Genomic DNA, 20191 nt, shown 5'->3' on the forward strand with positions numbered 1-20191 from the left:
AGGCGGCCAAGATCAGCGGTCCTTACGCGTCGCGGGCTTCGCCTTCCATCTCGGCCTCGGCATAGGCTTCCGAGTCCTCGATGGGCGCGTCCTCGACCTCCGGCTCGGGCGGGGCTTCCACCCAGCCCATGGCGATCCGGGCGCGCATGATCAGGGTCTCGGCGTCCTGCGGGTCGAGGCCGAAGCTCTCCAGGATGCCGGCCTCGCGCACACGCTCGCCGTTCTTGGTCTCGAACCAGCCGCGCAGGTCGTCGGGCACCAGGCCGGCGAAATCCTCGACGGTCTTGATGCCGCCCTCGCCGAGCGCGACGGCCATCGGCAGGGTGACGCCCTCGATCTCGAGCACGGCGTCCTCGACGCCCAGTTCGCGGCGCTTGGCGTCGTATTCGGCGGCTTCCTTCTCCAGGTAGTCGCGGGCGCGCGCCTGGATCTCCTCGGCGGTGTCCTCGTCGAAGCCCTCGATGGCGGCCACTTCCGAGGAGTCGACGTAGGCCACGTCCTCGACGGTGGCGAAGCCTTCGGTGACCAGCAGCTGGGCGATGACCTCGTCCACGTCCAGGGCTTCCTGGAAGAGGGCGGTGCGCTCGGTGAACTCGCGCTGGCGGCGCTCGCTCTCCTGGCTCTCGGTCATGATGTCGATCTGCCAGCTGGTCAGCTGGGAGGCGAGGCGGACGTTCTGGCCGCGGCGGCCGATGGCCAGCGACAGCTGCTCGTCGGGGACCACGACCTCGACGCGCTCGTCCTCCTCGTCCATGACGACCTTGGAGACTTCGGCGGGCGCGAGCGCGTTGACGATGAAGGTCGCCTCGTCCTGGCTCCACTGGATGATGTCGATCTTCTCGCCCTGCAGCTCGGCCACGACGGCCTGCACGCGCGACCCGCGCATGCCGACGCAGGCGCCGACGGGGTCGATGGAGCTGTCGTTGGAGACCACGGCCATCTTGGCGCGGCTGCCCGGGTCGCGGGCCACGGCGCGGATCTCGATGACCCCGTCATAGACCTCCGGCACTTCCTGGGCGAACAGCTTGGCCATGAAGCCGCCGTGCGCGCGGCTGAGCAGGATCTGCGGGCCCTTGGTCTCGCGGCGGACGTCGTAGATGTAGCAGCGGATCCGGTCGCCGATGTTGAAGTTCTCGCGCGGGATCGACTGGTCGCGGCGCATGATGCCTTCGCCGCGGCCCAGGTCGACGACGACGTTGCCGTACTCGACCCGCTTCACGGTGCCGTTGACGATCTCGCCGACCCGGTCCTTGTACTCTTCGTACTGACGTTCGCGCTCGGCCTCGCGAACCTTCCCCGTGACGACCTGGCGGGCCATCTGGGTCTGCACGCGGCCGAACTCGAAGGGCGGCAGGATCTCCTCGTAGGTCTTGCCCACGACGGCGTCCTTGTCGGTGCGAAGCGCGTCGGAGAGGCGCAGGATGCCGGCGGGCTCTTCCGCCGGGACCTCGCTGCCGTCCTCGGCCTCGGTGAAGCCGAACGTCGCGTCGTCGGGGACGACGGTCACGACGCGCTTCACGATGGTCTCGCCGGTCTTCGGGTCGATGCGGACCCGGATGTCGTGCTCGGCGCCGTAGCGCGAGCGGGCGCCCTTCTGGATCGCCTCCTCGATCGCCTCGATGACGATCTCCTTGTCGATCGACTTCTCGCGGGCGACCGCCTCGGCGATCTGCAGGAGTTCAAGCCGGTTGGCCGAAATGCCGGTCAGGCTCATGGGGTCTGATCCCTCTAGTCGGATGTCTGTTGTTGTTCGGAAGCGAGGCGGGCCGCGCGGATGTCGGCGCCCCGCTTCATGAGTTCGTCGCTGAGCACGAGCTTGGCGTCGGTGATCCAGGCGAACGGGACCATGGCGGTCTCGTCCTCGCCCTCCAGATCGATGCCGATGCTGTCGCCCTCGACGCCGGCCAGAACGCCCTTGAAGCGCTTGCGGCCCTCGGCGAGGCGGTCGAGCTCGAGGCGGGCCTCGTAGCCCTCGAAGGTCTCGAAGTCCTTCAGCCGGGTGAGCGGCCGATCGACGCCGGGCGAGGAGACCTCCAGCAGATATTCGCCGGAGATCGGGTCGGCGGCGTCCATGACCTCGGAGATGGCGCGCGACAGGCGGGCGCAGTCCTCGACGTTCATGTCGCCGTCGGAGGGACGCTCGGCCATGATCTGAAGCCGCCGCTGCTCGCTCCCGCCCATCAGGCGGATGCGGACAATCTCGTAGCCCGCGGCCTCGGCGACGGGGTCGAGCAGCTCCAGGAGCCTGGCGTCTTCTGCGGTCTTCCCGCGCATGGCTTGGCCGTTCCTCCGGCAAAGAAAAAAGCGGCCGGGCCGCAGCCCGCCGCTTGAAGGCGCTATCCAGCGCGATCAGCGATGTTGGGGGAATATAGCGATCGATCAGGGGCTTGTCAGCCCCTCAGTCGTGTCGCTTCAGCCTGCCCTCGGTGGCGAAGCAGATCCAGGGGTGGCGGCGAGACCTGGTTCGCGGGGGAGGCAGGGATCATGCCCTCTTTCCTGAGCGCCCCGGATGGTCCACAGAGCGCGCCGACTTTGTGTGTCGTGCAATCCTCCAAAGGCCACTCCCCATGGACCTCTCCAAGATTCCCGTCGGCGAGAACCCGCCGTACGACGTCAACGCCGTCATCGAGATCCCGCAGGGCGGGGAGCCGGTGAAGTACGAGCTGGACAAGGAGTCCGGCGCGATCTTCGTCGACCGCTTCCTGCACACCGCGATGTTCTACCCGGGCAACTACGGCTTCATCCCGCACACGCTCGCCGACGACGGCGACCCGATGGACGTGATCGTGGTCGGCCCGACGCCCGTGGTGCCGGGCGCCATCATCCGCTGCCGCCCGGTGGGCGCGCTGATCATGCGCGACGAGGCCGGCGGCGACGAGAAGATCCTGGCCGTGCCGGTGGACAAGCTCCACCCGTTCTACCTGGGCGTGGATTCCTGGCGCTCGCTGCCCACCATCCTGACCGAGCAGATCGCCCACTTCTTCCAGCACTACAAGGACCTGGAGAAGGGCAAGAGCGTCGAGATCGTCCGCTGGGCCGACGCCGCCGAAGCCGCCGAACTGATCAAGGCCTCGATCGACGCCTACGCCGCGAAGAACGGGTAGGCGCCAAGTTGCTCCCCTCCGGGGGAGCTGTCAGCGAAGCTGACTGAGGGGGTCACTCACCGGTTGGGCGGACCCCCTCCACCGCCTTCGGCGGTCCCCCCCCCCGAAGGGGAGGAATTAGATTCTCACGAAATCCAGGAACGAGGGCGGGCAGTCGCCGAGGCGCTTTTCCTCGTAGCGGGTGGTGACGTGGTCGGCCGGCGGGACCCGCCAGTCGTCGGCCCGGTCGGCGGTCCAGCGGAAGGCCGGGCTGGCGGTGAGGCGCTCCAGCGCCCAGTCCACATAGTCCGCCCAGTCGGAGGCGAAGCGCAGGGTTCCGCCCGGCTTCAGCACCCGGGCGAACTCGGCCACGGTGTCGGTCTGCACCAGCCGGCGCTTGTTGTGCCGGGCCTTCTGCCACGGGTCGGGGAACAGCACGAAGATCCTGTCCACCGAGGCGGCAGGCAGGTGGGCCAGCATCTCGCGGGCGTCGCCGTCCTTGACGCGGACGTTCGTCAGGCCTCGCTCGTCGATATGGCGCAGCGCGCTGGCCACCCCGTTCTGGAAGGGCTCGGCGCCGAGGATCAGGGCCCCGGGATGGCGTTCCGCCTGGGCGGCCATGTGCTCCCCGCCGCCGAAGCCGATCTCCACCCACACCGCCGTCGCCGCCGGCACCAGCGTGCGCGGGTCGAACGGCTCGCCGGGGACCCGGATCGAGGGCAGCAGGGTGTCCATCAGCGCCGCCTGGCGCGGCTTGATCGGCCGCGACTTGAGGCGGCCGTAGGAGCGGAGCGGCGGGTGGGCGTCGGACATGGGGGGCGCCCTCTAGCGCAGTGCGGCGGCGAGCGCGAGCGCCGCGGCGAGCGCGACAGCGATCCAGACCGCGACGATCACGGCGATGGCGGCGCGGCTGACGGGCCGGTCGGCGGCGGCCTCGGCTGCCGCGCGGTGCTCGGCGAGCAGGGCGGGCGGGATCATCCGCAGGGCGATCCACAGGCCGATCGGCACGAGGAGGAGGTCGTCCAGGTAGCCGAGCACCGGCACGAAATCCGGGATCAGGTCGATCGGCGAGAGGGCGTAGGCGGCCACGGCCATGGCGAAAAGGCGGGCCGCCCACGGCGTGCGCGGGTCGCGCGCACAGAGCCAGACGGCGTGGGCGTCACGCTTGAGCGTGCGCGCCCACGACCGCAGGCGATGCATCAGACCAGCTTCTTCAGCTCGTCGACGAGGTCGGTGCGCTCCCAGGAGAAGCCGCCCTCGTTGTCGGGCTTGCGGCCGAAGTGGCCGTAGGCCGCGGTGCGGGCGTAGATCGGCTTGTTGAGGCCGAGGTGCTCGCGGATCGCGCGCGGCGTGGCCCCGCCGATCAGCTCGGGCAGCGCCAGCTCCAGCTTCGCCGGGTCGACCTCGCCGGTCTCGTGCAGGTCGACGTAGAACGACAGCGGGTCGGCGACGCCGATCGCGTAGCTGATCTGGATGGTGCACTTCTTGGCGAGGCCAGCGGCCACCACGTTCTTCGCCAGATAGCGGCAGGCATAGGCGGCCGAACGGTCGACCTTGGTCGGGTCCTTGCCCGAGAACGCGCCGCCGCCGTGCGGCGACGCGCCGCCGTAGGTGTCGACGATGATCTTGCGGCCGGTCAGGCCGGCGTCGCCGTCGGGACCGCCGATCTCGAAGCGGCCCGTCGGGTTCACGTGCCACTTGGTCTTCTTGGTGATCAGGCCTTCCGGGATGATCCCCAGGATGTACGGCTTGATCTCCGCCTCGATGCGCTTGGGCGTGGCCGAGTGCAGGCCGATGCGCTTCTTGTGCTGGGTGGAGACGACGATCTGCAGGATCTCGGCCGGACGGCCGTTCTCGTAGCGGATGGTCACCTGGCTCTTGGCGTCGGGCTCGAGGACCGCGCATTCACCGGAGTGCCGCGCCTCGGCGAGGCGGCGCAGGATGTTGTGGCTGTACTGCAGGGTCGCCGGCATCAGCTCTGGCGTCTCGTCGGTCGCGTAGCCGAACATGATCCCCTGGTCGCCGGCGCCCTCTTCCTTCTTGTCGGAGGCGTCGACGCCCTGGGCGATGTGCGCGGACTGCTCATGCAGGTGGCAGGCGAACTTCGCCTTCTGCCAGTGGAAGCCCTTCTGCTCGTAGCCGATGTCCTTCACCGCCTGGCGCACCTTCGGCTCCAGGCTGCGGACGATCTCCTTGGTCAGCGCCTTGTTCTCGGCCTTGAGGCGCCCGGGCCCGGCGCGGACTTCGCCGGCCAGCACGATGCGGTTGGTGGTGACCAGGGTCTCGCAGGCGACGCGGGCTTCCGGCTCGACGCTCAGGAAGGCGTCGACGACGGTGTCGGAAATCCGGTCGGCGACCTTGTCCGGATGGCCTTCCGAAACGCTTTCGGACGTGAAGATGTAGTTGGAACGGCTCAAGGGCGGGCTCCGGCAGGAACTGAAAGGCGCCGCCCCCGGCGGACGCTTCGCTACGAGTGCGCAAAGCCTATAAAGAAATCTTTATGTCCCGCCAAGCGCGAGGTGGCGGGACGCGACCCAAGACCGCGGTTCGGGGCCCGCCGGGAGCTCAGCTTGCGGCCGAACCGTCTTCCTCGCCCATGGCGCGGACCAGTTCGAGGATCTTGCGGCGCACGCGGGCCTCGCCGATCCGCGGGAAGGCGGAGGCCAGTTCCATGCCCTCCGGCGTCAGGAGAAAATCACGCGCGCTTTCCCGGGGCGCCGCCGGCTGGGCGGTCTCGCCGGCCAGGCCTTCGTAGAAATAGGCCACCGAGGTGGAGAGCGCGCGGGCCATCTCCCATAGCTTCGAGGCGCTGACCCGGTTCGCGGCGCGCTCGTACTTCTGGATCTGCTGGAAGGTCAGGCCGATGGACTCGGCGAGCTTCTCCTGGCTGACGCCCAGTTCCTTGCGCCGCATCCGGATGCGTAGGCCCACGTGGCGGTCGATCGGATTGGGCCCGCGATCGAAGTCAGCGAACTTGTCCATGCAGTGTCCGTACCGAAGTTTCTGTCGGTGATGGGAACGACGACGACGCGATATCAGCGGGGTCGACGAACGCGATACGCCAAAACTGGGAGCGCGGAAGCTAGCAATAACAAGGCGAAAGGCAAGTCTCCCACCCGGCCGTAGAGGGTGGGACGCAGCGCCGGCGGCAGGGGCGCGTCGACCACTCCGAGCTGGCCTAGCCCGAGCCTGGCGTCGGGCATGACCCGTCCGTAGGCGTCGATCACCGCGGAGACGCCGGTGGGAGTGGCGCGGACGATCGGCAGGCCTTCCTCGATCGCCCGGTAGCTGGCGAGATTGAGATGCTGGAGCGGGCCGCTGGTCTGGCCGAACCAGGCGTCGTTGGAGACATTGAGGATCCAGGCCGGGCGGATGCCGGAACGCTTCACCGCGGCGCGGGTGAAGCCCGGGAAGAGCGCCTCGTAGCAGATCAACGGCTGGACGGCCGGCACGCCCCAGGGCGCGACCGGGACCGGCGGCGGGCCGGCGGTGAAATCCTCGGGCATGTGCACAAGGCTGCGGACGCCGAGCTTCGTGGCCAGGTCGCCGAACGGCAGGAACTCGCCGAAGGGGACGAGCCGGTGCTTGTCGTAGACCCCGGTGACCCGCAGGCCCGCGGCCTCGCGGCGCAGCGCCACCAGGCTGTTGAAGTATTTCACGTCGCCGTCCGCGCCGACCTCCACGCGGTTGGCGCCCATCAGCAGCGTCTGGCCGTCGCCGAACGCGGCCACCAGGGCCGGACCGTAGTCGGACGAGGGCGCCAGCAGGTCGTCGATCACCGCCGGCAGCGCGCCTTCGGGCCAGACCACGATCTCCGGCGGGCGCACGCTCGGCCGCTGGGAGAGGCGGACATAGGTCTGGAAGATCAGCCGGAGGTTCTCGGGCCGCCACTTCTCCTTCTGGTCGATCATCGCCTGGACGACCCGGATCTGCGGCGCGTCCGCGGCGACGGGGACGGCGTGGGAGAGCCGGCCGAGGCCGAAGGCGTAGAGGCTGGCCAGGGCGCCGGCGGCGAGCGCGCCGGCCAGCACGCGCCAGCGCCGGTCGGCCTTGTCGAACAGCACGGCGGGGGCCGCGCCGAGCGCCAGCGTCACCCAGGTGAGACCGTAGGCGCCGATCGCCGCGGCGGCCTGCGACGGGGCGGAGCCCGCCGCCCAGGTCTCGCCGGGCAGGTTCCACGGGAAGCCGGTGAAGATGTGGCCGCGCACCCACTCCGCCCCGGCGAAGGCGCCGGCGAACACCAGGACGCGGAGCATGCCGGGCGGGGCCAGCCAGCGGTAAAGCACGGCCGCGGCGCCCCAGAACAGCGCCAGCCCGCCGGCCAGCAGGACGAGGGCGAAGGGCGCCATCCATCCGTGGGCGGCGGCGTCGACCAGGAAGGCCTCCACCACCCACCAGACGGCGATGGCGAAATAGCCGAGCCCGGCCAGCCAGCCGCGGAAGAAAGCCGAGCGCAGCGGCCGCGGCGCCTCGGCGTCCAGCATCGCCAGGATCAGCGCGTAGCCGAGCAGGCCCGGCAGCACCCCGAACGGCGGATGGGCGAGGCCCGCGGCCAGGCCGGCGGCGAGCGCCCACAGCCGCACGGCCCACGGATTGAGCTTCGAGATCACTTGCCCTGCACGTCGACGAGCGGAGCGGCGGGGGGCGACGCGGCGCACGCGCAGCCGCTTCACCCGGCGCGGGTCGGCCGAGAGCACGTCGATGACGAAGCCGCCGGGATGCTCGATCCGCTCGCCGCGCTGGGGCACGCGGCCGGTCAGGGTGTTCACCAGGCCGCCCATTGTGTCGATCTCCTCGTCGACCTCCTCGGGCGCGAGGTCGACGCCGTCGCCGATCGCCTCCTCCAGCTCCTCCAGCGGGGTGCGGGCGTCGACCACCCAGCCCTGCTCGTCGTGGACGATGGGCGCGAAGCCCTCGTCGCCCTCCTCGTCGTGCTCGTCCTCGATCTCGCCGACCAGGGTCTCCAGCAGGTCCTCGAGGGTGACGAGGCCGTCGGTGCCGCCGAACTCGTCGATCACCAGGGCCATGTGGGTGTGCCGGTTGCGCATCATGGCAAGCAGCTCGGCGGCGCGCATCGAGGCGGGCACATAGAGCACCGGGCGGACCATGTTGTAGCGGCCCATGAGGATCTGGTCCTCGGGCTTCGGCTTGCGGGTCTTGCGCGCGAGCAGCTTGAAGACGTCCTTCACGTGGACCACGCCACAGGGGTCGTCGATGGTCTCCTTGAAGACCGGCATCCGCGAATGCTCGGCCTCCACGAAGCGCGCCGTCACCTCGGCGAAGGTCGAGGACCGGTCGACGGCGATGATGTCGGCGCGGGGCTGCATCACGTCGGCGACGCGGAGATCCTGGAAGGCCCGGGCCTGGGAGACCAGCTCGCCGGTGGCCTGGGTGGCCGGCTCGGAGGCCTGGGCGGCCTGCGGCTGGGGCTTCTTGAAGATGCTGAAGAGTCGGAGGAGCCCGCCGGGCTCGGGACTACTCGCAGGGTCAGGGTCGGTCATGGTCTCCCTCGCCGGCCGCGTAGGGATCGGGCACCCCCAGTCCGGCCAGGACGACGCGTTCGAGGCTTTCCATCGCCTCGGCCTCCGCGTCGGTCATGTGATCATAGCCCAGCAGATGGAGCACGCCATGCGCCACCAGATGCTGCAGGTGATGGCCGAGCGGCTTGCCTTGTTCGCGAGCCTCGCGCGCGCAGACGCCATAGGCGAGCGCCACGTCGCCAAGGTGCTTCTCCGGGTTCGGCGGCGCCGGGAAGCTGAGCACATTGGTGGCGCTGTCGCGGCCCCGGAAGCGGGCGTTGAGGTCACCGACGGTCTCGTCGTCAGTGAACAGCAGGGTGACGTGCTCGCCGTCGGCGCCTTCCGAGAGCAGCACGGCCTCGGCCGCGCGATGGGCGAGGGCCTCGGCGTCAGGCTGCGCCGCCGTCCAGGCGTCGTCCTCGACCTCGATATCGATCAGCGGCGGGCTCACCGGTCGTCGGGACCCTTGTCGCCCCGGCTCCGGGCCGCGTCGGCGTCGTAGGCCCGGACAATGCGCTCCACGAGCGGATGCCGGACCACGTCGGCGGTGGAGAAGCGGACGACGCCGATGCCCTTCACGCCTTCCAGCAGGCCGACCGCATGGGCGAGGCCCGAGTCGCGCGTGTTGACGAGGTCGACCTGGCTGGGGTCGCCGGTGACCACCATGCGGGCGCCCTCGCCCAGGCGGGTCAGGACCATCTTCATCTGCAGGCGGGTGGCGTTCTGCGCCTCGTCGACGATCACGAAGGCGTGGCTGAGCGTGCGGCCGCGCAGAAAGGCGATGGGGGGCGACCTCGATCTCGCCCTTCTCCCGGCGCCGGCGAAGCTGGTCGGCACCCAGGATGTCGGTCAGGGCCTCCCAGACCGGGGCCATGTAGGGGTCGACCTTCTCGTTCATGTCGCCCGGCAGGAAGCCCAGGCGCTCGCCGGCCTCGACGGCGGGACGCGAGACGACCAGGCGGTCGACCTCGCCGCGCAGCAGCAGGCCCGCGCCATGGGCGACGGCGAGGAAGGTCTTCCCGGTGCCGGCGGGGCCGAGGCCGAAGACCAGCTCGCACTTGGCCAGGGCCTGCAGGTACTCGGCCTGGGTGGCGGTCTTCGGCGCCACCTGGCCCCGGCGGCCGACCGGCAGTGAGCCCTGGGCGCCGCCGACGCCCGTGCGGGCGTTGCCGATGGCGACCCGGACGTCGGCCTCGGTGATCTCCAGCCCCTGATCAGCGCGCTCGGCGATGGCCTGGACGGCCTTCTTCGCCTGGCCCCGCGCCTTGGCGTCGCCGGAGAGCTGGACGCCGCCGCCGGGGGTCTCCACCAGGACGCCGAAGGCGTCCTCGATCAGGGCGGCGTGGCGTGAGTTGGCCCCGGCGACCGCGCGGGCGGCGGCGTCGGAGAGGGTGATGAATTCGGGCGCGCGGCTCAAACGGGCTCCAGTTCCCCAGATCCGACCAGGGTCCCCGCCAGGCTGTTGCGGCTGGCGTCCCCGATCTTCACCGTAACGATCTGCCCCAGCAGACGATCCGGGGCGCTCACGTGCACGCCCTGCAGATAGGGGCTGCGGCCGACGAGCTGGCCCGGGTGGCGGCCGGGCTTCTCGAACAGCACCGGCAGCTCGCGGCCGACCTGGGCGTCGTTGAACGCGCGGGCCTGTTCGTCGAGCAGTGCGTTCAGGCGGGCGAGGCGCTCGTCCTTCACCTCCTCGGCGACCTGGGCCGGCATGGCGGACGCCGGCGTCCCCGGACGGCGCGAATACTTGAACGAGAAGGCCGCCGCATAGCCGACCTCGCGGACGAGCTGCAGGGTCGCCTCGAAGTCGGCGTCGCGCTCGCCCGGGAAGCCGACGATGAAGTCGCCGGAGATGGCGATGTCGGGCCGGGCGGCGCGGATTTTCTCGATCAGCCTGACGTAGCTCTCGGCGGTGTGGGCCCGGTTCATGGCCTTCAGCACCTTGTCCGAGCCGGCCTGCACCGGCAGGTGGAGGTAGGGCATCAGCTCCGGCACCTCGCCATGCGCGGCGATCAGGGCGTCGTCCATGTCGCGCGGGTGGCTGGTGGTATAGCGGATGCGGTCGAGGCCCTCGATCCTGGCCAGGCGCTTCACGAGGCCGGCGAGCCCGCCCTGGCCCTCATAGGCGTTGACGTTCTGGCCGAGCAGGGTGACCTCGCGCACGCCCTTCTCGGCGAGCGCCCGGGCCTCGGCCTCGATGGCGTCCGCCGGCCGGCTCCACTCGCCGCCGCGGGTGTAGGGCACCACGCAGAAGGTGCAGAACTTGTCGCAGCCCTCCTGCACGGTGAGGAAGGCGGTGACCCCGGTCGGATTTCGCGCGGCGGTGAGCGCGTCGAACTTCTCCTCGGGCGCGAAGTCCGCGGCCAGCCGCTCGCCGCGGGCCCGGTGTGCGCGGGCGATCAGCTCGGGGAGCTGGTGATAGGCCTGCGGTCCGACCACCAGGTCCACGGCCGGCTGGCGGCGCATGATCTCCTCGCCCTCGGCCTGGGCGACGCAGCCGGCGACGACGATGCCGAGGCGCGGGCCGCCGGCCTCGGCCTGGGTCTCGCGCTGCTCGCGGAGCTTGCCGAGCTCGGAATAGACCTTCTCTGTGGCCTTCTCGCGGATGTGGCAGGTGTTCAGCACCACCAGGTCCGCGCCCTCGGGCGTGTCGGTGACGCCATAGCCCAGCGGCGCCCAGCACGTCGGCCATGCGCTCGCTGTCATAGACGTTCATCTGACAGCCGTAGGTCTTGATGTAGAGGCGCTTCTGAGGCGCGGTCCCGGACATGGGTCGGGTTTATGGGGGGTCCGGAGGGGGCGGTGCAATCCCTCCCCTTCAGGGGAGGGTGGTCGGCGCGAAGCGCCGCCGGGTGGGGGGTGTCTGGGCCAGACCGTAGGCTCAACGCCTGAACGCGACTTCCCCACCCCGGCCGCGAAGCGGCCTGTCCCTCCCCTGAAGGGGGAGGGATGGCTTCGCCGACTACTCTTCTATGGGCATCCCGTAGAGCTCGAGGCGGTGGTCCACGAGCTTGTAGCCGAGCTTCTTGGCGATGGCTTCCTGCAGGGCCTCGATCTCGGGGTCCATGAACTCCACGACCTTGCCGGTCTTCATGTCGATCAGGTGGTCGTGGTGCTGGTCCGGATGCTCCTCGTAGCGGGAGCGGCCGTCGCGGAAGTCGTGGCGGGTGATGATGCCGGCTTCCTCGAACAGGCGGACCGTCCGGTAGACCGTGGCGATGGAGATGTGCGGGTCGATGGCGTGCGCCCGGCGGTGCAGCTCCTCGACATCCGGGTGGTCATGGGCCTCGGAGAGCACGCGCGCGATGATCCGGCGCTGCTCGGTCATGCGCATGCCCTTTTCGATGCACAGCTTCTCGATGCGGTCCGGCACTGACAAGGCTCCAGCTCTCCCTGGTCGACTAGAGGATAGGTCTAAGCGGCGTCGGATGTAAGGTCGAGGCGCATGACGCGGGCGTCCACACGTCCCGCCGGCCCGCGGTCGTAATAGGCCCTGCGCAATCCCGCATCGCGGAACCCGAGCGCCCGGTAAAGCGCCTCGGCGGCCGCGTTGTCGGCGGCGACCTCCAGGAAGCAGGCCTCGGCGCCGGCCTCTCGGGCGGCCCCGAGAGCGGCGGTCATCAGGGCGCGGGCGAGCCCCCGGCGGCGGCGCTGGGGATCGACGGCGATGGTCAGGACCTCCATCTCGCCAAGCACGGTGCGGCAGAGCGCCATGCCGGCGAGATCCTCGCCGTCCCGGATCATGAGGCCGAAGACGCCGGGGCCGTCGAAAAGATCGGCGAAGGCCTTCGCGTCCCACCGATGGGGAAAGCCGAAGGCGTGGGCCGCGGCGAGCGCTTCCGCGTCGTCCGCGGTGGCCCAATCCAGCCTCAAGACGGCAGGCGCGCATCGGGCGCGCGCAGGTAGAGGGGCTTCACGGGCGTCAGCGGCCTGGCCGCGGCGATCCGGGCCACGATCCGGGCGTCGGCGCCCTCCGCCGGAATGAGGGTCGCGCCGGGCGCGGCGTCCGCCAACAGAGGCCCCCCGAGCCCACGAGGGTCAGCGGCCGGCCCTGGGCCAGTTCCACCAGGCGGGCGACGGCGGTCGGGACGGGCAGGACGTCGGGGGCCATCAGCGCCCGGCCGCCCTCGAAGCCCTGGAGGTAGATTTGGTCGCGGCGGGCGTCGATGGCGGCGAAGACCAGGCTGTCGCCCTCCCCGCCCAGCGCCTCCAGCGTGCCGACGCTGACGACGGGGACGCCCAGGGCCTGGCCGAGCCCCTTGGCGAAGGCGACGCCGACGCGCAGGCCGGTGAACGAGCCCGGGCCGACGGTGACGCCGATGCGGTCCAGCCGGTCGAAGCCGAGCCCCGCCTCGGCCATCACCGCCTGGGCCATGGGCGCCAGGCGCTCCTGGTGGCCGCGGGCCATGACCTCGGAGGCATGGGCGAGCACGCGATCCCCGTCCGAGACGGCGACCGAGCAGGCGTTCAGGCAGGTGTCGAGGGCAAGGACGATCACGCCGCGCCGGTTAGACGATCCCGGGCGGCGCGCATAGGGCTAGCCGCCCATCAGCCGAGTGTCTGCTCGACCGCGGTCACTTCCGGGACGTAGTGCTTCAGCATGTTCTCGACGCCGGCCTTGAGCGTGGCGGTCGAGGACGGGCAGCCCGAGCAGGCGCCGCGCATATTGAGCCAGACCACGCCGGTCTTCTCGTCGAACTTCGAGAACAGGATGTCGCCGCCGTCCTGGGCCACGGCCGGGCGGATGCGGGTGTCGAGCAGGTCCTTGATCTCGGCGACGATCTGGGCGGTCTCGCCCTCGTAGACGCCTTCGTCATGGCCGCCGGCGGCCGCGTCGCCCTGGTCGGCGAAGAGCGGCCGGCCGGAGGTGAAGTGGTCCATGATGGCGGCGAGGATCGGCGCCTTCAGGTGCGGCCAGTCCGAGGAGGGATGCTTGCCCACCGTCACGAAGTCCGGGCCGAAGAAGACGCGCTGGACGCCCTCGATGTCGAAGAGATCGGCGGCCAGCGGCGAGACGGCGGCTTCGCCCGCCTCGCGGAAGTCGCGCGTGCCCTCACCCATGACCGCGCGGCCGGGCAGGAACTTCAGGACCTCGGGGTTCGGGGTCGGCTCGGTCTGTATGAACATGGGCGAGATGTGGGCCTGGCGAAGTGCGATGGCAATCCCTCCCCTGAAGGGGAGGGATGATCGTGACCTCACGCCAGATCGAGGATCTCGTCGTCGGTGAGGTCGCCGGGGACGAGGGTGACGGGGACCTTCCGGGCGCCCCCTTGACGCCGTCCTTGGCCAGCGAGGCGACCAGCGGGCCGGGGCCGCGGCCGCCAACCGCGGCGGCGAGCACCAGGATCTTGATCGCCGGGTCCTCGGAGATGACCTTCTTCAGGCCCGCCCGGGGGCTGTCGGCATTTACGATCAGGAACTCCGGCGGGAAGCCGGTCTCGTCCTGGACGAAGCCGGCGACTTCCTGCAGCACGGCCTCGGCCTCGTCGCGCGTCTGGCGTTCGATCTCCTCGCGCACGCCGCTCCAGTGCTCGAAGACCGCCGGCTCGATGACCCGCAGGATCGCCACGTGGCCGCCGGTGGAGCGGGCCCGGCGGCAGGCGAACTTCAGCGCCGCCTGGAACTCCGGCGTATCGTCCGAGACGACGAGGAACTTGCGCTGCGACGCTGTCATGGCCGGAACGGTGGAGCCAAGCGGCTCCCCGCGCAAGGCGGCCCTAGCCGGCCCAGTAGCCGACCAGCCGCTTCACCTCGGCCATGGTCGGCGCCGCGATCTCCCGGGCGCGGGCGGCGCCATCGCCGAGGATGCGGTCGATCTCCGCCGGATCGGCCAGCAGGCGGCGCATCTCGCCGCCGATCGGGCCCATCACCGAGACGGCGAGGTCGGCGAGCTTCGGCTTGAAGGCGCCGAAGCCCTGGCCGGCGAACTCGCCCAGCACCTCGGCCTCCGGACGGCCCGCCAGCGCGGCGTAGATCGCCACCAGGTTCTTCGCCTCGGGCCGCTCGGCCAGGGCCTCCATGGTCTCGGGCAACGGTTCGGGGTCGGTCTTGGCCTTGCGGATCTTGCTGGCGATGGCGTCGGCGTCGTCGGTGAGGTTGATCCGCGAATTGTCCGACGGATCGGACTTCGACATCTTCGCCGAGCCGTCGCGCAGGCTCATCACCCGCGCGCCCGGCCCCTGGGTCAGCGCCTCCGGCAGCGGGAAGAAGCCAGCCGCGTCGAAGTCGTTGTTGAACTTCTGGGCGATGTCACGGGTCAGCTCGAGGTGCTGCTTCTGGTCGTCGCCCACCGGCACGTGGGTCGCCTTGTAGGCCAGGATGTCGGCGGCCTGGAGCACCGGATAGGTGTAGAGCCCGACGCTCTCGCGCTCCTTGTGCTTGCCGGCCTTGTCCTTGAACTGGGTCATCCGGTCGAGCCAGCCGAGGCGGGCGACGCAGTTCAACACCCAGGCGAGCTCGGCGTGCTCGGGCACGGCCGACTGCGGGAAGATGGTGGCGATCTTCGGATCGAGGCCGGTGGCCAGGTAGGCCGCGGCGATCTCGCGGACCTGGGTCTTCAGCTTCTTCGGGTCCTGCCACACGGTGATCGCGTGCATATCGGCGACGAAGATCAGGGTCGGCGTCTCGTGCTGCAGCTTGGCGAACTTCACGAGCGCGCCGAGATAGTTGCCGAGATGCAGGTCGCCGGACGGCTGCACGCCGGAGAGCACGCGCTTGGGGCCCGCGTACTGGGCAGGAGGCTGGTCGGTCATGATGGGAGGCTTCTGAACGGAAGGAACGGGCGGGCGCAAGGGGGCCCCGGTTTCGCGGGTCAGCGGATCAGCGCCATCGCCAGGTGTCGGTCGTCCGAAGCATGGGAGCGGGATAGAGCTTCAATTTGCGCGAGGCAAGCTTGGGGTGGCGTCTGCCGCTGGCCCTCTCCCTACCCTCTCCCTCTCCGCTTCGCGGGGGAGAGGGGGTATGCCTCGGCTCCCTGCCTCACTCCTCTCCCCCGAGCGTAGCGAAGAGAGGGAGAGGGTAGGGAGAGGGCCTCGGTCTAGAGCAGGTCCACCGGGGGCGCCGGGTCGCCCTTGCGACGGCGGAGCAGGGCCTTCGCCTCGGAGGGGGTGACGCCGCCGAAGGCGAACAGCAGGACCGGGTAGATCGCCAGGCCGACGCCGCTCAGGACGAAGATCATGATCTCCTTGGCCGGCAGGCGGGCGGCGATCAGCGGCGCCTCCAGCTCGGGGCGGAAATGGGCGGCGACGGCGAGCATGGCGCCCAGCACCAGGCTGGCGGCGGCGACACGGCCGATCTTGAAGAGGGCGGTGGCGCTCGGCTCGTAGACCCCCCTGCCGGCGGAGCGCGAACCACATCTGGACCACCGTCACCCAGGCGGCGATGGAGGTGGCCGCGGCGATCCCCCAGAAGCCCACGAGGTAGAAGAGGGCGACGCCGAGCACGATGTTCACGCCGACGCTGATCAGCGAGAAGCGCATGGGCGTCTTGGTGTCCTGCCTCGCGAAGAAGGCTGGCTGCAGGATGCGCAGCAGGACGAAGGCCGGGACGCCCCAGGCGTAGTGGAAGAGGAGCTGCCCGGTGGCGACGGCGTCGGCCTTCACGAACTCGGCGCGGGTGAAGAAGCCGTCGATCAGATAGACGGGCATGGCCATGAGCGCGGCGGCGGCGGGCAGGCTGAGCGCCAGCGCCCAGACCAGGCCCTGGTCCATGGCGGTTCGCGCGTCGGCGTGGTCGTCCTTCTGGAGCGCCGCCGAGAGCCTCGGCAGCAGGGCCACGCCGATGGCCACGCCCACCAGGCTCATGGGGAGCTGATAGAGCCGGTCGGCGACGTTCATCCAGACCCGCAGGCCGTCCACCTGGGACGCCAGGATGCCCGAGATGAAGATGTTGATCTGGGTGGCGCTGTTGGCGATGGCGGCGGGAACGGCCAGCTTGATCATCGCCTTCATCTCGGGCGTGAGCCGCGGCCGCACGAGGCGGACGCGCCCGCCGACGCGTCGCGCGCCCCACCAGCAGAGCGCGGCCTGGCCCATGCCGGCGACGATCACCCCGAAGGACGCCGCATAGGCGGCGGCGACCGGATCGTGCTGCGGGATCACCGCGGCCAGCATCACCACGTTGAGGATGGTCGGGTAGAAGCCCGAGACGATGAACCGGCCATGGGCGTTCAGCACGCCCGAGAACAGGGCGGCGATCGCCATGCACGGCAGATAGGGCATGGTGATCTGGGTGAGGATGACGGCCAGCTTGAACTTGGCCGGATCGTCCGCGAAGCCGGGGTTGATGACGTACATCAGCCACGGCATGGCGAGCTGGCAGACGATGGTCAGGGCCACGGTGGCGGCGGCGACGGTGGCCAGCGCGTCGGCGGCGTAGCGGTCGGCCTCGGCCTCGCCCTCGGCGGCGAGCTTGCGCGAATAGCTCGGCACGAAGGCGGCGGCGAAGGCGCCCTCGGCGAAGATCCGCCGGAACAGGTTCGGGAAGGCCAGCGCCGTATAGTAGGCGTCGGCCGCGATGGTCTGGCTGGCGCCCAGGCGGGCGGTGATCACCAGGTCGCGGGCCAGGCCCATGACCCGGCTGACCAGGGTCAGGCCTGCGAAGATCGCGGACGACCGGATCAGCCCGCCGCGCTTGGGTGTCGGATTGGTGGCGGGGTTGTCGGTCACGCCTGCTTGGTCGGCTGGGTCGGGGCCGGCGTCAAGCGGTCCAGGCGCCGCGGCGGTGGAGGTCCGGGGGACAGGCGGTGGATTACCGCGCCACGCTGGCCCGGGCGCGCTGGAGGTTGCCGCGGCGGGCGGCGCCCTCGTCCTCACCGGCGGTCAGGGCCGTGGTGAGCGCGGCCTTGAGCGCATTGCGCTTCCTACCATCGGTGAGCTTCCGCCCCTCGGCGTCGGTCACATAGAAGGCGTCGACGGCGCGCTCGCCGTAGCTGTCGATGTGGGCCGAGACGATCGAGAGGCCCGAGTCCGAGAGCGTGCGGGCGAGCGCGGCCAGCAGGCCCGGCCGGTCGCGGCCCGACGCCTCCACCACCGTCGAGGTCTCCGACGCGTCGTTGTCGAGCATGACGGTGGGCGTGATGGCGAAGGCGGCGGCGCGGCCGAGGTCGGCCTTGCGGGTGGGCTCGCGCGGCAGGGGCTCGCCGCGCGCGGCGGCCTCCAGGCTCTCGGCGAGGCGGGTCAGCGCGCGGGCGTTGTCGGCGCCGAACGGCTGGCCGGTGACGTCCTGCACCGAGAAGACGTCCAGCGCCTGGCCGGTGCGCGAGGTGAAGACGCGGGCGCCGACCACGTTGGCGCCCGCGGCGGTGATGGCTTCGGCCAGGTCGACGAACAGGCGCGGCCGGTCGGCGGCGGCCACGGCGACCTCGGCGGCGTTGCGGTCGGCGCGGATCCGGCCTTCGGCGGCGGCGCCGTTCGACGCGCGCCTCGCGAGCGCGGCGTGGCGGCGGACCTCATCCTCGGTGAAGGCCGAGAAATAGGCGTCCTCCATGGCGTCGGCCCAGGGCTCGGCGGCCGGGTCGGCCTTGGCCAGCGCCACGCGGGCGTCGTAGGCGGCGTTCTCGTAGTGGCGCTTCAGCGCCGCGGCGGCGTCGGAGCCACGGCCGCCGCGGAAGACGGCTTCCGTCGCGCCGTAGAGCTCGCGCATGAGCTGGCCCTTCCAGCCGTTCCAGACGCCGGGGCCGACGGCGCGGATGTCGGCGACGGTCAGCACCAGCAGCAGGCGCAGGCGCTCCGGGTTCTCCACGATGCGCGCGAAGTCGGCGACGGTGCGCGGGTCGGAGACGTCGCGCTTCTGGGCGTAGTCGCTCATCACGAGGTGGTGCTCGACCAGCCAGGCCACGAGCTCGATCTTGCTGCGCTCCAAGCCCAGGCGCTCGCAGGCCTGCCGGGCGGCGCGGGCGCCGGCCTTCTCCTGGCCGCCGACACCGCCCTTGCCGGTGTCGTGCAGCAGCATCGCCAGGAACAGGGCCTCGCGATCGTCGATCAGCGGCATGATCTGCGCCGACAAGGGGTGATCCTCGGCGAGGCGGCCGGCGGCGATGTCGGCGATCACCCCGACGGCCCGGAGCGTGTGCTCGTCCACCGTGTACGAGTGGTACATGTTGAACTGCATCTGGGCGACGATCCGCCCGTATTCGGGAATGAACCGGCCGAGCACGCCCGCCTCGGTCATCAGGCCCAGCGTGCGCTGCGGGTCGCGGCCGCGGGCCAGGATGTCCAGGAACACCTTGGCGGCATGGCGGTCGCGGCGGACGGCCGAGGTGATCAGGCCCGCCGAGCGCGACGCGGCGGTGAAGGCGTCCGGGTGCAGGTCGAGGTTGCGCTGGTCGGCGATGCGGAACAGCCGCAGGAGGTTGATCGGGTCGGCCTCGAAGGTCCCGATCCCGTCGATGGCGAGGCGCCCGCCGATCTCGTGGAAGCCGGGCTCGTCGAGGGGCTTGCGCTTCGGCGGGCGGTTGGGGAGCAGGCGCGAGATGCCGGTCGGCCGGCTCTTCACCTTCTCGGCCTCCAGCTTGGCGGCGAACACCCGGGTGAGCGCGCCGACCTCCTTGGCGATCAGGAAGTAGCGCCGCATGAACCGCTCGACGGCGGGGTTGTCGGCCCGGTCGCCGTAGCCCATCCGCCGGGCGATCTCCGGCTGCAGGTCGAAGGAGAGCCGCTCCTCGGGCCGGCCGGTGGTGAAGTGCAGGTGGCTGCGCACCGCCCACAGGAAGTCGAAGGCGCGGACGAAGCTGCGCACGTCGCGGCCCTCGAACATCTCGAGCTGCAGGACGCGCTCGATGCTCTCGCCGGGGTGCAGGTACTGGGCGATCCAGAAGAGGGTGTTGAGGTCGCGCAGGCCCCCCTTCCCCTCCTTGACGTTGGGCTCGACCATGTAGCGGCTGGCGCCGGCCCGGGCGTGGCGCTCGTCGCGTTCGCGGAGCTTGGCGGCGACGAACTCGGCGCCCGTCCCCTTCACCACCTCGGCCTGGAAGCGCCGGATCAGGTCGGCGGCGAGCTGCTCGTCGCCGGCCAGCCGCCGGGCCTCGAGGATCGAGGTGCGGATGGTGAAGTCCTCGCGGGCGAGTTTCACGCACTCGTCGATGGTCCTGGACGCGTGGCCGACTTTGAAGCCGAGGTCCCAGAGCGCGTAGAGCATGTACTCGATGACGCTCTCGGCGTGCGCCGTCTGTTTGTAGGGCCGCACGAACAGCAGATCGATGTCGGAGAAGGGCGCCAGCGTGCCCCGCCCGTAGCCGCCGACCGCCATCAGCGCCAGGCGCTCGCCCTCGGTGGGGTTACGGGCGCGGAACACGTGGACGGTGGTGAAGTCCCAGAGCGCGGAGACCACCTCGTCGGTGACGCCGGAAAGCAGGCGGGCGGTCTCGATGCCGCCGGCTCCGTTCTCCAGCCGCTCCTTGGCGATCATCCGGCCCCGGAACAGCGCGGCCTTCAGGATCTCCAGCGCCGCCTTGCGCTGGGCGGCCTCGTTGCCGGCCTGCTCGAGGGCGGCGGCCGAGAGCTGCGAGCGCAGCTTCACGCCGTCGACGACATACTCCAGGCGGGTCGGGCGAAGGCGGGGGGCATGGCCTGAGGATATAGGCCCTATGTT

At 70.8% G+C, this 20191-nt stretch carries 17 protein-coding genes and 3 pseudogenes; 1 reads left to right on the forward strand and 19 read right to left on the reverse strand.

Annotated elements, in window-relative coordinates; genetic code table 11:
- Positions 1–22: 22 nt before the first annotated feature.
- Both nusA and rimP read right to left on the reverse strand, forming a co-directional pair.
- A complete protein-coding gene (gene nusA / locus LRS04_RS06425) occupies positions 23–1714 on the reverse strand; it encodes a transcription termination factor NusA (RefSeq protein ID WP_257815655.1) in 1692 nt (563 codons plus the stop codon).
- Positions 1715–1728: 14 nt separating this feature from the next.
- Positions 1729–2274, reverse strand: coding sequence for a ribosome maturation factor RimP (gene rimP, locus LRS04_RS06430; protein ID WP_257815656.1), 546 nt, complete (start codon positions 2272–2274; stop codon positions 1729–1731).
- 293 nt (positions 2275–2567) lie between these two features.
- Between rimP and ppa the strand changes: the two genes are divergently transcribed.
- The gene (gene ppa, locus LRS04_RS06435; protein ID WP_257815657.1) at positions 2568–3104 is read left to right on the forward strand and encodes an inorganic diphosphatase; all 537 of its coding nucleotides are present in this window, start codon (positions 2568–2570) and stop codon (positions 3102–3104) included.
- A 117-nt stretch (positions 3105–3221) separates the two neighbouring features.
- Here the strand turns inward: ppa and trmB are convergent, their stop codons facing one another.
- From trmB to LRS04_RS06520, 17 genes and pseudogenes are all read right to left on the reverse strand, one after another.
- Positions 3222–3896 carry a tRNA (guanosine(46)-N7)-methyltransferase TrmB gene (trmB, locus tag LRS04_RS06440; RefSeq protein ID WP_257815658.1) on the reverse strand — a complete coding sequence of 225 codons (675 nt, stop codon included), beginning with the start codon at positions 3894–3896 and terminating at the stop codon, positions 3222–3224.
- A gap of 12 nt (positions 3897–3908) precedes the next feature.
- On the reverse strand, positions 3909–4283 hold the full coding sequence (locus LRS04_RS06445) for a YkvA family protein (protein WP_257815659.1): 375 nt from the start codon (positions 4281–4283) through the stop codon (positions 3909–3911).
- Positions 4283–5500, reverse strand: coding sequence for a methionine adenosyltransferase (gene metK / locus LRS04_RS06450; RefSeq protein WP_257815660.1), 1218 nt, complete (start codon positions 5498–5500; stop codon positions 4283–4285). The genes LRS04_RS06445 and metK overlap by 1 nt, the downstream gene beginning before the upstream one ends.
- Positions 5501–5648: 148 nt before the next feature.
- Entirely contained in the window at positions 5649–6065 is a 417-nt protein-coding gene (locus LRS04_RS06455) for a helix-turn-helix domain-containing protein (protein WP_257815661.1), read from the reverse strand.
- Positions 6066–6118: 53 nt separating this feature from the next.
- On the reverse strand, positions 6119–7693 hold the full coding sequence (gene lnt / locus LRS04_RS06460) for an apolipoprotein N-acyltransferase (protein WP_257815662.1): 1575 nt from the start codon (positions 7691–7693) through the stop codon (positions 6119–6121).
- Between the two features lie 96 nt (positions 7694–7789).
- A pseudogene (locus tag LRS04_RS06465) lies at positions 7790–8584 on the reverse strand (CBS domain-containing protein); the annotation flags it as partial.
- Positions 8571–9041: an rRNA maturation RNase YbeY gene (ybeY, locus tag LRS04_RS06470; RefSeq protein WP_257818993.1), complete on the reverse strand. Its 471-nt coding sequence runs from the start codon at positions 9039–9041 to the stop codon at positions 8571–8573. The gene ybeY and the pseudogene LRS04_RS06465, both read right to left, overlap by 14 nt.
- Positions 9042–9049: 8 nt before the next feature.
- A pseudogene (locus LRS04_RS06475) lies at positions 9050–10019 on the reverse strand (PhoH family protein).
- Positions 10016–11372: pseudogene (gene miaB / locus LRS04_RS06480) on the reverse strand (tRNA (N6-isopentenyl adenosine(37)-C2)-methylthiotransferase MiaB). The pseudogenes LRS04_RS06475 and miaB overlap by 4 nt, the downstream one beginning before the upstream one ends.
- Positions 11373–11564: 192 nt before the next feature.
- Complete coding sequence (locus LRS04_RS06485) at positions 11565–11936, reverse strand: Fur family transcriptional regulator (protein ID WP_257818995.1); 372 nt, start codon at positions 11934–11936, stop codon at positions 11565–11567.
- Between the two features lie 80 nt (positions 11937–12016).
- On the reverse strand, positions 12017–12475 hold the full coding sequence (locus tag LRS04_RS06490) for a GNAT family N-acetyltransferase (RefSeq protein ID WP_257815663.1): 459 nt from the start codon (positions 12473–12475) through the stop codon (positions 12017–12019).
- Between the two features lie 49 nt (positions 12476–12524).
- Positions 12525–13100 (reverse strand): tRNA (adenosine(37)-N6)-threonylcarbamoyltransferase complex dimerization subunit type 1 TsaB, encoded by a 576-nt coding sequence (gene tsaB, locus LRS04_RS06495; protein WP_308238084.1) that lies wholly within the window; start codon positions 13098–13100, stop codon positions 12525–12527.
- A gap of 50 nt (positions 13101–13150) precedes the next feature.
- Positions 13151–13729, reverse strand: coding sequence for a NifU family protein (locus LRS04_RS06500; protein WP_257815664.1), 579 nt, complete (start codon positions 13727–13729; stop codon positions 13151–13153).
- Positions 13656–14276, reverse strand: coding sequence for a universal stress protein (locus LRS04_RS06505; RefSeq protein ID WP_257815665.1), 621 nt, complete (start codon positions 14274–14276; stop codon positions 13656–13658). Before LRS04_RS06505 ends, LRS04_RS06500 begins: the two co-directional genes overlap by 74 nt.
- 43 nt (positions 14277–14319) lie before the next feature.
- Positions 14320–15354: a tryptophan--tRNA ligase gene (gene trpS, locus LRS04_RS06510; protein WP_257815666.1), complete on the reverse strand. Its 1035-nt coding sequence runs from the start codon at positions 15352–15354 to the stop codon at positions 14320–14322.
- 120 nt (positions 15355–15474) lie between these two features.
- A complete protein-coding gene (gene murJ / locus LRS04_RS06515; RefSeq protein ID WP_308238085.1) occupies positions 15475–17268 on the reverse strand; it encodes a murein biosynthesis integral membrane protein MurJ in 1794 nt (597 codons plus the stop codon).
- 82 nt (positions 17269–17350) lie between these two features.
- Positions 17351–20179, reverse strand: coding sequence for a [protein-PII] uridylyltransferase (locus LRS04_RS06520; RefSeq protein WP_257818997.1), 2829 nt, complete (start codon positions 20177–20179; stop codon positions 17351–17353).
- Positions 20180–20191: the final 12 nt, after the last annotated feature.

This window comes from Phenylobacterium sp. J367, assembly GCF_024699985.1.
Classification (GTDB): Bacteria; Pseudomonadota; Alphaproteobacteria; order Caulobacterales; family Caulobacteraceae; genus Phenylobacterium.

Excerpts from the sequence above, each read along its gene's own strand:
- LRS04_RS06500 (WP_257815664.1), bottom strand. The coding sequence starts at position 13,729 with ATGTTCATACAGACCGAGCCGACCCCGAACCCCGAGGTCCTGAAGTTC.
- rimP (WP_257815656.1), bottom strand. The coding sequence starts at position 2,274 with ATGCGCGGGAAGACCGCAGAAGACGCCAGGCTCCTGGAGCTGCTCGAC.
- LRS04_RS06445 (WP_257815659.1), bottom strand. The coding sequence starts at position 4,283 with ATGCATCGCCTGCGGTCGTGGGCGCGCACGCTCAAGCGTGACGCCCAC.
- trpS (WP_257815666.1), bottom strand. The coding sequence starts at position 15,354 with ATGACCGACCAGCCTCCTGCCCAGTACGCGGGCCCCAAGCGCGTGCTC.
- LRS04_RS06455 (WP_257815661.1), bottom strand. The coding sequence starts at position 6,065 with ATGGACAAGTTCGCTGACTTCGATCGCGGGCCCAATCCGATCGACCGC.
- LRS04_RS06505 (WP_257815665.1), bottom strand. The coding sequence starts at position 14,276 with ATGACAGCGTCGCAGCGCAAGTTCCTCGTCGTCTCGGACGATACGCCG.
- ppa (WP_257815657.1), top strand. The coding sequence starts at position 2,568 with ATGGACCTCTCCAAGATTCCCGTCGGCGAGAACCCGCCGTACGACGTC.
- LRS04_RS06485 (WP_257818995.1), bottom strand. The coding sequence starts at position 11,936 with ATGCGCATGACCGAGCAGCGCCGGATCATCGCGCGCGTGCTCTCCGAG.
- trmB (WP_257815658.1), bottom strand. The coding sequence starts at position 3,896 with ATGTCCGACGCCCACCCGCCGCTCCGCTCCTACGGCCGCCTCAAGTCG.
- nusA (WP_257815655.1), bottom strand. The coding sequence starts at position 1,714 with ATGAGCCTGACCGGCATTTCGGCCAACCGGCTTGAACTCCTGCAGATC.